We start from the raw sequence: 13577 nt of genomic DNA on the forward strand, positions 1-13577 counted from the left end.
GACGATGTCCTCGACGCCGCTTACATCACCGCCTACCGCCTTTACGCCACACGATATTTTCCAGCGCAGTTCAGCGCCCGTCACGATCGACGAAAGCAAGTGCATCGCCGAAAAAGGCTGCACGGTATGCGTCGACGTGTGCCCGCTGGATCTGCTCGCAATCGACATGACGAAGGGCAAGGCGTATATGCAATTCGACGAATGCTGGTACTGCATGCCTTGCGAGCAGGATTGCCCGACGGGCGCCGTCAAGGTGTCCATTCCGTATCTTCTGCGTTAAGCGATGCGCGGAATGTCTACTCTTCCATCACGTCCATTCATGACCGATTCGACCGATCCGAATGCTTCGCTCGATGCCGTTCCCGCGGAAGCCATCGCGCTGCTGTCTCGTCTCGCGTCCGAAGACGCCGTCGTGCGCCGGGTCGCGTTAATCGATCTCGCCGATCTCGAGGATGCCTGCGTGATCGAACCCATTGTCGATGCGCTACGGCGCGACGCGTCGCCTGAAGTGCGTAGCGAGGCGGCGCTCGTGCTGGCTTCGTGGGAGCGCGACGATGTGGTCGAGGCGCTGTGCGGCGCGTTACTCGACGGCGACGCGTCCGTGCGTGCGAATGCGGCGCAGAGCCTCTCCGAACTGAAGCACGCGTCCTCGGGCGCGATCCTGCTCGAGTGGCTCAAGCGTCCCGATTCGTTCATGCGCGCCGCGCTGTTGCGCGCGTTGCGCGAACTTCGCGTGGCCGATGCGTTCGCGCCTGCATTGCAGGCGCTCGCCGATGCGGACGCGAACGTGCGCGAGCAAGCCGTCGGCGTGTTGGGATGGTTGAAGAATCCGCTCGCGCTTGAACCGTTGGCGTCGCTCGCAACCAGCGACGCGGATGCTTCGATCCGGCGTGCCGCGGCAGCGGCGCTTGGCTTTGCGCCGCCCGCACATCGCGAGACGATGGCGGCGTTGCTCAGTGCATTGCGCGACGACGCCTGGCAGGTACGCGAAGAAGCCACGACGACGCTCGGCAAACTGCGCGCCGCCGAATCGCGCGAGGCTTTGGAGAAAGCACTCGACGACGCCTACTGGCAAGTGCGCTTGCGTGCGCTGCGCGCGCTCGGACAGATCGGCGACAGCGCGAGCGCGGCGCGCGTCGCTGCCCTGCTCTCGCATTCGATCAGTAACGTGCGCAAGGAAGCCGCGCTCGCGCTAGGCGAGATCGGCAGCAGCGACGATGCGCCCACATTGTCCGCGCTCGAAGCAGCCGAGGCCGACGGCGATCCCGAAGTGCGCAAGGCGGCGCGAATCGCGCTGCGTCAAATCGCCGGGCGTCGGCCGTGAACATTCCAGACCATGTGGCGATCGACGCAAGCAGCGCGAGCCTGTCGATACGCTGGCCCGACGGCTCGGCCGCGCAGTTGCCGTTCGCCGCATTGCGCGCGGCGTGTATGTGCGCGCAGTGCCGCAAGCGCAAGTACGACGGGGAAGCTCCGTTGTCACGACCCGATGTGAAGCTGCTCGATGCGCGGCCGTCGGGCTATGGCTTGCAGTTCATATTCGACGACGGGCATGAGCGCGGGATTTTTCCGTGGGTCTATCTTGAGCGGCTCGCGAAGGCTCAGCGAAACGATGAGGTGTAAGTTGGGCACCATGAGACATATCGAAACGGCCACGGACGACCGGGCGTTACTCCGGCTGCTATGTGGGCGCCACTGTGTCGGGCGATTTCTCCGACCATACGCTGGCGAGTGACGCCCACCTTCACACCTGCAACGCAGGCGCCCGTGGGTTATTTATTGTGCACCATTCACGCTGACGATTCAAAGCGCGGGACGATCCAACTCTAGCCAGCGCTGCACCGAGGGTCGCTCCCATTGACGCGCGGCGTAATCGATCAGCTTTGCAGGCACCGGATCGCCATTCAGGATCAAACGATTGAGCATCAACGCGAGATCCGTATCTGCAATGCACCACTGCCCGAAGAGGTTCGCGTTGTTTTGCGCGAGCAAAGTCTCGGCTGCGGCGTAGAGTTTGTGTGCCGCGGCCTCGGCTGCCGGGCTCAGCGGCGCGCCTCGTCGTCCGTAGAACACGACTTCGGTCGAGCGCTCCTGCCGGATCGGCATCAGATCGCTTCGCAGCCAGGCTTGCACTTGCCGAGCCCTCGCCCGAAGCTGTGTGTCTTGAGGATAGACCGGCGTATCGGGAAAGGCGTCGTCGAGATATTCGGTGATGGCCGACGACTCCGATAAAGCGAAGTCTTCGTTTACGAGCGTGGGCACGCGTTGTGTCAACGACTTCGCCGCATAGCTTGCTTGATGGTTTGCACCGATACCGAGATCGACCGTTGTAAGGGTGAACGGTAAGCGCTTTTCTTCGAGCGCGACAAATACCGACATGGCATAGGGGCTTGCGAACTGGGCGTCGGTGTAGAGGTGAAGGTGGGGTTGGGGCATGGGGTCGTTGTGGTTGTCAGTGCTCGGTGCTCGGTGCACGCTCAGTGCAATCCAGGAGCCGGGTTTTCTACGGAGTCATTTCTCTCACTATAGCTCGTCAAGTCCCCACCCCCGCACAAAACGAAAATGACTTTTGCCTCACCTGATCTCGCCGACATTCCCAACTAGACTCCCCTACAGGCGAATCAAAATCAGCGGCGTCGAGGCCGGTTGAAAAACCAGGAGCACCTTTGCTCAACACCATTCTCAACGGACTTCTGCCGGTCGCGTTCGTGATCGTGCTGGGCTGGCTATCGGCGCGCATAGGCTTGCTGAAACATGGCGATGCAGACGTGTTCGCGACGCTCGTCATCCGTTTCGCACTACCCTTCGCGCTCTTCGAAGGCGCGGTCAGGACTTCGCCGGACAAGCTGCACAACGTGGGGTTCGCGTTATGCCTGACACTCGGACTGATGGGCACGTACGTGATTGCATTGGGGATCGGCCCGATTCGTCTTCAGACATGATCTGCGCACCGCCACCATGCAGGCGCTGGTGTGTGCATTTCCCGACATGGCCTATTTCGGCGCGCCGATTCTCGCCGCGGTGTTCGGGCCGGAAGGATTTCTGGCGGTGCTGGTCGGCAATCTCATCACGAGCCTGTTCATGCTGCCGCTGACGATAGTCCTGACCGGGCTCGGCAACAACGGAAAGGCCGGCGAGCGATCGGACGTGTTGCGGGTGTTCCGGCAAAGCATTGCCCGCGCCGTCATCCATCCGATTGTGTGGCTGCCGGTCTCAGGCATGGTGCTGAGCTTTTGCCACATCACGCTGCCCGAACCGGTGCTAACTTCTGTCGGCCTCATTGCAAAGGCCGCCGGCGGCACGTCGCTGTTCGCACTCGGATTGATGCTTTACGGCGAGCGCTTCGTGATCAACGCCAACATCCTCGTGAATCTCGGCATGAAGAACTTCGTCCAGCCCGCGTTGATGGCGCTCGGCGCCGTACTGTTCGGCGTAGTCGGCGCCCCCGCACATCAGGCCATCATTACGGGGGCCGTGCCGACCGCGACCGCCGCCGCCATGTTCGCGATCAAGAGCAACACCTACACACGCGACGCCACCGCAACGATTCTCGTCAGTACGATTCTCGGCGTGTTCACTGAGGGATTGCTGATCGCCTGCTTCTTTTGACGAGGCCAGCCAGCAATCCCACACGCGAATGAACAGCCTCGCGCAAGATCGGCCCGCTGCCTAACGCAAGTTGGTGCGCGCCAGTTCGACGATCTCGTCACCGCGTCCATTGAGGATCGCGCGCATCATGTAAAGGCTGAATCCCTTCGCTTGCGCCAACTCGATTTTGGGCGGCATCGCCAGTTCATGTTTGGCCGTGACGACGTCCACGAGCGCGGGCCCCGGATGATCGAATGCCTGCTTTAACGCAGCCGCCACATCTTCCGATTGCTCGACGCGCACACCGAAGATACCGGCACCCTTTGCGATCGCCGCGAAATCGGTTCTGGCCAGATCGACATTGGTATCGAGGTAGCCGGCCGCCTTCAGTTCCATCGAAACGAAGCCGAGCAGGCTGTTATTGAAGACCACGACCTTGATCGGCAAGTCTAGCTGCCGCGCGGTGAGCAGATCGCCGAGCAGCATCGACAGGCCGCCGTCGCCGGACAGGGACACGACTTGCCGCCGCGGATGCGCCCCTTGCGCGCCGAGCGCCTGCGGCATCGCGTTGGCCATCGAGCCGTGATTGAAAGAGCCGTGCAACTGGCGCTTGCCGTTCATCGTCAGATAGCGCGCGGCCCAGACCGTGGGCGTGCCGACGTCGGCGGTGAAGATCGCGTCGTCGCTGGCGGCTTCGTCGATCATCTTCGCCAGATACTGCGGATGGATCGGCCGCCCTGGCCCCGCCGGCGTCGCCAGATCGTCCAGATCCTTGCGGGCCGACGCGTAATGCCTGCGCGCGTTGTCGATGAAACCGCGATCCGTTTTGCGTTGCAGCCTTGGCAGCGTCGCGGCGACGGTCTCTTTCACCGTGCCCACGAGTCCGAGCGCGAGCGGCGCACGGCGGCCGAGCCGTGAGCCTTTCCAGTCCACCTGAATGATTTTCGCGTGAGCGGGATAGAACGGACGGTAGGGAAAGTCGCAGCCGAGCAGCAACAAGGTGTCGCACGACATCATCGCGTGATAGCCCGAGCTGAAGCCGATCAGCCCGGTCATGCCGACGTCGTAAGGGTTGTCGTATTCGATGAACTGCTTGCCGCGCAACGCGTGAACGATCGGCGCACCGAGCGTATCGGCAAGCGCCACGACCTCGTCGTGCGCGCCTTGCGTGCCGCTGCCGCACATGATCGTCACGGCGTCGGACGCATTCAGGAGCGCCGCGAGACGATCCAGGTCTTCTTCCGCGGGCAGGATTCGCGGCGCGGCGCTTTCCGTCCACGACACTGGCTCGGCCGGGCCTTCGCTCAGCGCGACGTCGCCGGGCAGCACGATCACCGCGACGCCGCGCTCCTCGATCGCCGTGCGCATCGCGCGGGCGAGCACGCGCGGAAACTGCGCCGCCGACGACACCACTTCCACATAGTGACTGCACTCCTTGAACAACTCCTGCGGGTGCGTTTCCTGAAAGTAACCGAGGCCGATTTCACTCGAAGGAATATGCGCCGCAATGGCCAGCACGGGCTGATGGTTGCGGTGGCAATCGAACAGACCGTTGATCAGATGCAGATTGCCGGGACCGCAACTGCCCGCGCACACCGCGAGGCGCCCGCTCGAAGCCGCGTCGGCGCCCGCCGCGAAAGCGGCGGCTTCCTCGTGACGCGTATGCATCCAGCGTATCGAGCCGACTTCATCGAGGCTGTAGGCGAGCCCGTTCAGACTGTCGCCGGTCACACCCCAGATTCGCTCGACGCCCGCTGCGGCAAGCGTTCTCGCGAGGTATCCGGCAATCGTGTTACTGGCCATGCTTGACTCCTTTTCAGTGAATGAAGACTGGCGGCAAGCAATGACGGGACCGCAGCATTGCCATGCCGAATTGATAACCTACGAGACCGTCGTAAACAAGTCCTGAATTACGCCTGAAAACAACTGAAGCCGGTGTATGAATCGTCACGGCGCGGTGGTCGGTTGCAGCGGCGCCATCAACTCTAGCGCCGATTCGAGAATCATGGCGTGCGCGTTGACGGGTTCCGGGTTCGACCGCCAGGGATGATAAATACGATCGCCGCGACGAATCCGTTGTCCGGTCAGGACACACACGCCTGAAACCTTGGCGCCGGCCACTCGCCATATCTGCGCGCCGTAGAAGCAGCTCGTGGAATCGCGCCACTGAATCGTGACGGCGGACGGCGAGGTTCGCTCGATCAGACTCACGACAGGTCGGGCAGCGCAGTTCACGTTCGAGTACGCGTCTGAACGGCACGGCGTCATACGCTCGTGCGCGGAAGTTCTTCGCCCAGCGCATTCCTCGCATCGCGATCCGGATAAAAGCAGATGTATCGTCTGCGCCCACGGGTCCACTCGCTTGGTCATGATCAAGTGCGCTCTCCAGTAGAAGACACGTCGGGTGAAGGGAACTTTGCACGCAGACCATGCCCCGACGTCTATTTCGCCTTCCATGAAAATAGCGCTTTTGCTCACCTGGAAAACCGATGCAGCACGAACAACACTTGATCCCCGGTATCAACAATGGCCTTAAGGCGCAGCCCCCGCGGACGGCAGCGTGAAGTGAAAACGCGCCCCGCCGTGCACGGACAGATTGTCGGCCTCGATGCGTCCGTCATGCGCGTCGATGATCGAGCGGCATATCGGCAAGCCCATTCCCATCCCGCCTTCCTTCGTCGTGAAGAAACTTTGGAACACGCGATCCATATGCTCGGGCGCGATGCCGGGACCACTGTCCTCGATAGCGCAATGCAGCGTGCCCGCGTCCGGCGCATTGGTGCGAATGGTGATCCGCCGTTCCGGGCTGCCGGTCTGCTCCATCTGCTGCATCGCATTGACCACGAGGTTGACGATCACCTGCTGCAACTGCACGCGATCGGCGCGCACTCGCCTCACGCCCGGCGCAAGTTCGAGCGAAACCTGGACGTCGCGCGTCTGGATCTCACGGCGCAAGAAAACCAGCGCCTCGTCGATGAGCAGCGCAAGCGGTTCGAGCGTGTATTTAGGCCCACGCCGCAGCGCCATCCCGCGAATCCGGCCGATGATGTCGACGGCCCGCTGCGCATCGGCGGCGATGCGCTGGTTCGTGTCCCGCACCTCGTCCAGTTCGGGCACCGGCCGGTTCAACCAGCGCTCGCTGACCTGGCAATTTATCGCGATCGCAGCGAGCGGCTGGTTGAGTTCATGCGCGATCGACGCCGTCAATTCACCCAGCATCGAAATGCGCGCCGCATGCGCGAAATCCGCCTGCAGCCGCTGCAGCATGTCCTGGGCGCGAACGCGCTCGGTCAGGTCGACGAGGCTAATCAGCGCGATCCCCAGGTCGTCGACCGTGCGCGGGCGCGCGACAGTCAGCAGAACGTCGATCACGCGCCCGTCGAGCGTCGGCAGCCGGGTCGTTTCCTGGAACAGCATGTCCCCGCGATAACGGCTCTCGAGCGCGCGCCGCAGCGTATCGGGACTCTCCTTCCAGACCCACGGCAGCGGACCAAGCAGCGCGCGCCGTTCGGTCGCGCCGAACATCTGAAGCGCATGGTCGTTTGTCTCTTCGACGACAAGCGTGTTCTTCGCGCGCTCGAGCCAGTCTGCGTGGTCGCTGATATATGCCGACAGATCGTCGACACCTTGCCCGCGCAGTTCGGTCAGCATCGCGGTCAACGGCTGCGCCTCGATCTGCCACAGCCCGACCGGTATATCGCGAAAGAGGCTGCGATAGCGTTGCTCGCTGCGCGCAAGCGCGGCGTGCGCCTGCTTGCGTGTCGTGATGTCCATCAGCGCGCCGACCAGCCGCCTTTGACCGGGCCCATCGGCCACCACGTGCGCCACGACCTGCAAGTGACCATGCGAGCCGTCCGGCATCGACAGCCGATGCTCGATGTCGAACGCCTGGCCGTCGCGCGCGGCGCGATCGAACGCCGAGCGCACGAAGGCAAGATCGTCGGGATGGACGCGATCGAGCATCAACTGCAACGTCGGCGTGATGCTTGCGTCGTAGCCAAAGATACGGAAACTCTCTTTCGACCAGAACATCGCATCGCCCGTCACATCCCAATCGAAACTCCCCGTGTGACTCAACTCCTGTGCGGCCGTCAACAGCGCTTCCGCATGTTGAAGATCCGCGTATAGCCGCAACGTTTCGAGCGACAGCGCCGCCTGCGATGCCAATAGCCGCAACACGGCCGTTTGGGCCGGCGAGAATACGTCCACCGTCAGCGTGTTTTCGAGGTACAGCACGCCGATCAGCCTGGTCAGTTTGACGAGCGGAAGACACAGGATTGAGCGGCAGTCATGCGCGCGAATGTACTCGTCCTGTGAATAGGGGTTGGGCGCAGTCACGTCGTCGAGCATGAGTATGTCCCGGGTCCGCGCGACATAGCGAAGGATGGACATAGGCAGATCGGCGGCGCTCGGGCGCGATTTCGGCAAACGCACTGCCACCGTATTACCGACTGTCTCGGCTTCCGCTTCGATGCGCAGTTCGTCGCCGCGCGCGAGAATCAGCAGCCCGCGGTTGGCACCGGCGTGTTCGAGCGCGAGCAGCATCAGCTTGCGAATCAGCTCGTTCAGATCCATGCCGCTAAAAATGGACTCCGATACCTTGACGACAGTCGCGAGGTCCAGTTGTTCTACCGATGTCGCAACCGACCCTTCTTCGTCGACCAGTTCGGCTCTTAACTGCGGGTAGATACTTTCCAGTTGACGCACCTTGCCTTGTGCGCCCCAGCGTTCGTAGCAGGAGCGCGCATCGGCCAGATAATGATCGGCAAGCGTCGCGCGAGCTCGCGAGGCGTGAAATCGCGCGGCCAACTCATTGGCCATCGCCTGGTTCTGAATGAAGCCGTGCACGCGGGCGAGCCGCAGCGCGTCTTCGTAATGGTGCATCGCGTCGACGTCGCGACCGTCGATGCGCGCCAGTTCCGCCAGCACCAGCGAGTAACGGTTTCCGTAATTCGCGGGGCAATGTCGCGCCCACATTTCAAATTTCGGAAGCTTCTCTGTGATGACCTGCCGATACGCCTGCTGCTGGCCGGCAGACGCGTCGGCATAAAGCGCGCTCAGTGTGAGCACATGAAAAAAGTGAAACGTGGGCTCGATCGCCAGTGCCATCACCGAACTGAGGACCGCGTCGGCCATCGCTGCGGCGTTCAGTGCGTCGGCATAGCGGCCATCGAGATACGCGAGCATCAGCTTGATGATGTGATAAACGCCGATGCCGCAGCCGAAATTGGATTTGACGATGGCCTCGCAACAGGCGGCTTCGTCGAAGTGGTCGTCGTTGAGCGTGAGCATTCCGCTCGACAGACCTCGCAAGCTCGCGACGAACTGCTGCTCGATACGAATCGTTTCATGAACCGCGTCGTTATGACTCTCGAGCATGAGCGTTGCGTATCGTGCCGAATGCGCGTGCACGTCCTTGAGCGCGTCGCCTTTTTCGATCGACTGCCATACGGCATTGAACGCGAGATTGCCGGCGAACACGAGGTCGCCCACTTCCATGCAGGCAACGGCCGCCTGTTCAAACACCGGGAGGTTCTCGTCGATGTTACATCGCCAGAAATTCACATGACTGCAATACAGATGAAGCAGCTTTCCGTACAGGCGGCGATTGCCGAACTTTTCGTTCAGACGCAACGACATTTCGGAGAACTGCACGGCAGCCGGGATATCGCCGATACGGGAAACCAGCATCAACGCAAAATTGCCGTACGCGAAACTCGAGTTGTCGGTATTGCCGTGACGCAGCGAGAGATTGACCGCCTTCAGCGTGAATAGCGGATAAAAGACCGGACGCGCGGCGAACGCGCACGGCATGGCTTCGACAAGCAGATTGATGACCGCGCGGCTCGCCGGGTCTTCGGCCACGGGTGCATCGACCAGTGCTTCAGTCGGACGACCCGCCTGGTTGATGGGCACCTCCAGCAACGCGTCGTCGACGGCCGCGCGGAGTTCGTCGTCAGCCTCCGGAAAAACGATACCGAAGTCACGCAGCGCCGCGAGCGCGGCGGCGAAGCTCTCGTTGTACTTTCCGGCGAGCTGATATAACTCCATCCGCAGACTGAATACTTTGGCCCGATCGAGATTGTCATGCGCCCTTTCGAGTACTAGATCGGCTACGGCGTCCGCCCTGGCGAAATCGCCAACCAGGTACTCGCATTCCAGATACGCGAGATAGAGTTCCAGCGTGCTGTCGTAACGCTCGTCCCACGCGGCGTCCGAGAGCAGCGCGACGCCCTGGGCGAGATAGCTTCGGGCCGACGAGTACGCCGTCGAACTCATCGCGCGCTTGCCTGCAATCAGGTTGAGTGCCGCGGCTTGCTCGCGCTCCGTCTTGCTCTGTATTAAAGCCGCACCGCGATTGAGGTGATTGACGATGTCGAAAATCGCCTCGTGAAGCGCCTCGGGCGGAGTATGCGAGGCGAGCGCTCGGCCGATTCGCAAATGCGCCGCGGGCCGCTCGCCGGCGGGAATCAACTCATACGCGGCTTCCTGCACGCGGTCGTGAGCGAACACATAGTTCGAGCCCACGCGAAACACCAGTCCGCTGCGTATGGCTTCCCACATGCGGGCGTTGGTGACCTCCTCCGCTTTGTCTTCCGCTTTGTCCTGCACCCATGTCAGCGCGGTGACATCGGCCACATTGCCGAGGCACGCGAGTTGTCCCAGCACGTCACGTGTTTCGGCGGACAAGCGGCCGAGCTTCGCAGCCATCAGGTCGGCGACGTTGTCGGTATAGCCCTTTGCGCGGATGCCCGGCAAATCCCACGTCCATACCGCGGCGCGATGATCGAAGCGGATCAAGCCTTCATCGTGCAGCGCGGTCAGAAACTGGATCGTGAAAAACGGATTGCCGCCTGTCTTCTCATGCACCAGTTGCGCAAGCGCCTCGACCGGTGCGCCGTCGCAGTGCAACGCATCGGAAGCAAGCTGCGCGATGCTTCGCGCGTTCAGCGGCTCGAGCACGATCTGCTGCACGTTGCCGGCCGCGCTACGAATCGAATCGAGCGTGCGCGCAAGCGGGTGCGACGCATCGACTTCGTTGTCGCGGTATGCGCCGATCAGTAAAACATGGCGCACTTCGGGATGCGTGACGAGATGCTCCAGCAGTTCGAGTGTTGCGGTATCGAGCCATTGCAGATCGTCAATGAAGAGCGCGAGCGGATGCTCGGCCCGCGCGAACACACCCAGGAAGCGACGGAACACCCAATGAAACAGGTTTTGCGCATCTTGCGGCGGCAGATTCGGAACGGGCGGCTGCTCGCCGATGATGAGCGCGAGCTCGGGAATCAGGTTCACCATCACCTGGCCATTCGGCGCGAGCGCCTCCATCAACTGTTCGCGCCAGGGCTCGATCTCCGTGTCGCTTTTGCTGAGCAGATCGCGCAAGAGCCACTGGAATGCCTGCGCAAAGGTGGCGTACGGAACGTCTCGCTTGTACTGATCGAACTTGCCGGCAGCAAACAGCCCGCGCGGCGGCACCAGCACTTTGTGCAACTCGTTGACGACCGACGATTTGCCGATGCCGGCATAGCCCGCAATCAACACGAGTTCGGTCGCGCCGCCCGCGACGATTCTCTCGAACGCGTCGACGAGGTGCCCGATCTGCGCCTCGCGCCCATAAAGTTTTTCGGGAATCAGCAGACGGTCCGATGCATCGTGCAAGCCGAGCGCAAACGGCGCAATCGAATGATTCGTGCCCCACGACGCAACGCACGCACGAAGATCCGCTTCGACGCCCGCCGCGGTTTGATAGCGGTCTTCCGCGGCCTTGGCCAGCAGTTTCAGCACGATGCGCTCGACAGGCTCGGGAATGCCCCTCGCCCGCTCGCCTGGCGGCGGCGGCCTGCGCGCGATATGACAATGGATCCATTCCATCGGGTCGGATGCCGTGAACGGCAGCGAACCCGTAAGCATTTCGTACAAAACGACGCCGAGCGAATAGAGATCGCTGCGGGTGTCGATCGAGCGATTCATTCGCCCCGTCTGCTCAGGCGCCATGTATGCAAAGGTGCCCGCCACGACTTCCGGCGGTATGGGCGGCTGATGCTCCTGCGGCAATTGCGAAGCGATGCCAAAGCCGGTAAGACGCACGCGATCGTTGCTATCGACCAGCACATGCGCCGGCTTGATGTCTTTATGTATGAGACCGCATTGATGAACGCGGCCGATGACCTTTGCGAGGTTGACGGCGATACGCAACACACGCGCCAGTTCGAGAGGACGGCGCAAGATGCGCCGCAAAGGCTCGCCGCCGTCGTCGTCGAGAACCAGCATGGGCGGCTCGCGGCGCGGGTCGAGCGCGAGCGGATGCGCCGCCCAGCTTGCATCGAGGAACGGCGCCAGACGGTACTCATGCACGAGGCGCGCGACACTGCGCGAAGTCGGCCGCGCGGCGACCAGCGCAAGCATCGTCACGGCATGACTGGCTTTCCTCGCCCGATACAGCGAGAAATCGCCGTCGTCGTGTAATGGCTCGAGTTCGTACCCGGTGAGGATCACGCCGCCTCCTGTCGTCGAGTGCGCCGAACGGACAGGAACGGAGCCAGCGCGGGACCTTGCGCGCCCGATCAGCCAACAACATCACGCTCGCGATCATTGAGCGACCATTCTTGTACGAATAGACAACAAACGCAAAGCAAAACTTACGGTTGCACGCGCAACGGCGACGCCCCACCAACCGCGCTCCGCGTCGCCGCATTCGAATCTTTCAGCCTGTAATGCACCGATTCAACGCAGTTTCCCGACGGTGCCTTCGTCATAGCACGATGGTGTGGCAAGCCATACCATCGTGTGATGGACTGGCCTTCCGACTCGCGGTTTCATCTACTCATCGCAGCGGTCTGAGCGGGTACGACGACAAACCTGGCAGAACTGCTAACGATCGATGCAGCCCGCGTTGCTGCACACAAAATGCTCGCTCATATCGATTCATAACGATTACTTCGATCTCGTCGGCGTCGCCTCCAGGAGTCGCATCATGGACCATCTTGAAACCATCCGTATCTTCGTGAAAGTTGCCGATACATCGAGCTTCAGCCGCACCGCGGAGCACTTCGCCGTGACCACAGCCGTCGTGACGCGACGCGTCGTCGCGTTGGAGAAACGTCTCGACGCCCGGCTATTTAGACGCACGACTCGGCACGTCGCATTGACCGATGCCGGCGCGACGTTTCTGGAAAGCGCGCGCCGTATTCTCGACGACATCGACGAGGCCGAAATGGCCGTTGCCGGTCAGGAGCGCCGCGCGTGCGGCGTGCTCAGGATCGCGTCTCCCGTTGCGTTCGGGCTGCGGCACCTGAGTCCGATCCTGAAGTCGTTCCGCGACGCCTATCCGCTCGTCATGCCGCATGTGGCGCTGTGCGACGACACGATCAACCTGGTCGAAAGGCGGGTCGATGTCGTGATCGTTCCCGAAGTGGAAGCCAGCGGCAATTCGCTCGTCACCAGACGGTTCGCGTCCAGTCCGATGCAGCTCGTTGCATCGCCGATGTATCTGCAGCGGCACGGCGTACCGGCCACGGTGGCCGCGCTGAACGATCATGTGGTCTTGCAGCATTCAGGCAAGCAGTTCTCCGAATGCCTGCGCCGGCTCGAGCGGCTGGGCGATGGCCGCTGTCATCCGGACAGCCTGATCATGTCGAACAGTCTTGCGATGCTGCACAAGATGTCCGTGGACGGTCACGGCATCGCCGTGCTGCCGGCTTATCTGGCGGAGCCGGATATCGACAGCGGTCTGCTCGTCAATGTGCTGCCAGACATCGACATGCCGCGTCTCGACCTGTCGGTCGCGTTCGAAACGCGCCATAACATGCCCGCGAGAATTCGCGCGTTCATCGACTTCATCGTGAATCACTTCAACATCGACGACATCGCGACAGCGCCGCACGTCGCTCCCGTCACGGTGCGAAAAGCCGCCACGCCGCCTTGCATGGCGCGCGCCATCCATCATTCGTTCGACGCGGTCGGCTCGCCGGTTTACGACTGAGTAC

General features: G+C 62.1%; 10 protein-coding genes. 6 read left to right on the top strand and 4 right to left on the bottom strand.

The window, feature by feature from the left end:
• The first annotated feature begins 4 nt into the window (after positions 1 to 4).
• From ABIE53_RS12550 to ABIE53_RS12560, 3 genes are read left to right on the top strand one after another with little or no spacing between them, the layout of a single operon-like run.
• Complete coding sequence (locus tag ABIE53_RS12550) at positions 5 to 280, top strand: 4Fe-4S dicluster domain-containing protein (RefSeq protein ID WP_053858289.1); 276 nt, start codon at positions 5 to 7, stop codon at positions 278 to 280.
• Between the two features lie 39 nt (positions 281 to 319).
• Positions 320 to 1324, top strand: a complete 1005-nt coding sequence (locus ABIE53_RS12555) for a HEAT repeat domain-containing protein (protein WP_114156182.1) — start codon at positions 320 to 322, stop codon at positions 1322 to 1324.
• A complete protein-coding gene (locus tag ABIE53_RS12560) occupies positions 1321 to 1623 on the top strand; it encodes a gamma-butyrobetaine hydroxylase-like domain-containing protein (protein ID WP_114156183.1) in 303 nt (100 codons plus the stop codon). Before ABIE53_RS12555 ends, ABIE53_RS12560 begins: the two co-directional genes overlap by 4 nt.
• A gap of 180 nt (positions 1624 to 1803) precedes the next feature.
• On the opposite strand, the gene yfcF is transcribed toward ABIE53_RS12560, so the two are convergent.
• Positions 1804 to 2436, bottom strand: coding sequence for a glutathione transferase (gene yfcF / locus ABIE53_RS12565; protein WP_192698907.1), 633 nt, complete (start codon positions 2434 to 2436; stop codon positions 1804 to 1806).
• A 230-nt stretch (positions 2437 to 2666) separates the two neighbouring features.
• On the opposite strand from yfcF, the gene ABIE53_RS12570 reads away from it, so the two are divergent.
• The gene (locus ABIE53_RS12570; RefSeq protein ID WP_376915251.1) at positions 2667 to 2942 is read left to right on the top strand and encodes an AEC family transporter; all 276 of its coding nucleotides are present in this window, start codon (positions 2667 to 2669) and stop codon (positions 2940 to 2942) included.
• A 28-nt stretch (positions 2943 to 2970) separates the two neighbouring features.
• Positions 2971 to 3609 (top strand): AEC family transporter, encoded by a 639-nt coding sequence (locus ABIE53_RS12575; protein ID WP_376915253.1) that lies wholly within the window; start codon positions 2971 to 2973, stop codon positions 3607 to 3609.
• Positions 3610 to 3669: 60 nt separating this feature from the next.
• Here the strand turns inward: ABIE53_RS12575 and poxB are convergent, their stop codons facing one another.
• The 3 genes from poxB to ABIE53_RS12590 form a co-directional block, all read right to left on the bottom strand.
• Complete coding sequence (gene poxB / locus ABIE53_RS12580; protein WP_029970807.1) at positions 3670 to 5391, bottom strand: ubiquinone-dependent pyruvate dehydrogenase; 1722 nt, start codon at positions 5389 to 5391, stop codon at positions 3670 to 3672.
• 144 nt (positions 5392 to 5535) lie between these two features.
• The gene (locus tag ABIE53_RS12585) at positions 5536 to 6045 is read right to left on the bottom strand and encodes a DUF3331 domain-containing protein (RefSeq protein WP_310399737.1); all 510 of its coding nucleotides are present in this window, start codon (positions 6043 to 6045) and stop codon (positions 5536 to 5538) included.
• A gap of 75 nt (positions 6046 to 6120) precedes the next feature.
• Positions 6121 to 12087 (bottom strand): ATP-binding sensor histidine kinase, encoded by a 5967-nt coding sequence (locus tag ABIE53_RS12590; protein ID WP_114156186.1) that lies wholly within the window; start codon positions 12085 to 12087, stop codon positions 6121 to 6123.
• Between the two features lie 478 nt (positions 12088 to 12565).
• On the opposite strand from ABIE53_RS12590, the gene ABIE53_RS12595 reads away from it, so the two are divergent.
• Positions 12566 to 13573 carry a LysR family transcriptional regulator gene (locus ABIE53_RS12595; RefSeq protein WP_161966572.1) on the top strand — a complete coding sequence of 336 codons (1008 nt, stop codon included), beginning with the start codon at positions 12566 to 12568 and terminating at the stop codon, positions 13571 to 13573.
• Positions 13574 to 13577 lie beyond the last annotated feature (4 nt).

It is taken from the genome of Paraburkholderia sp. OAS925 (assembly GCF_040543975.1).
GTDB classification, from domain to species: Bacteria; Pseudomonadota; Gammaproteobacteria; order Burkholderiales; family Burkholderiaceae; genus Paraburkholderia; species Paraburkholderia graminis.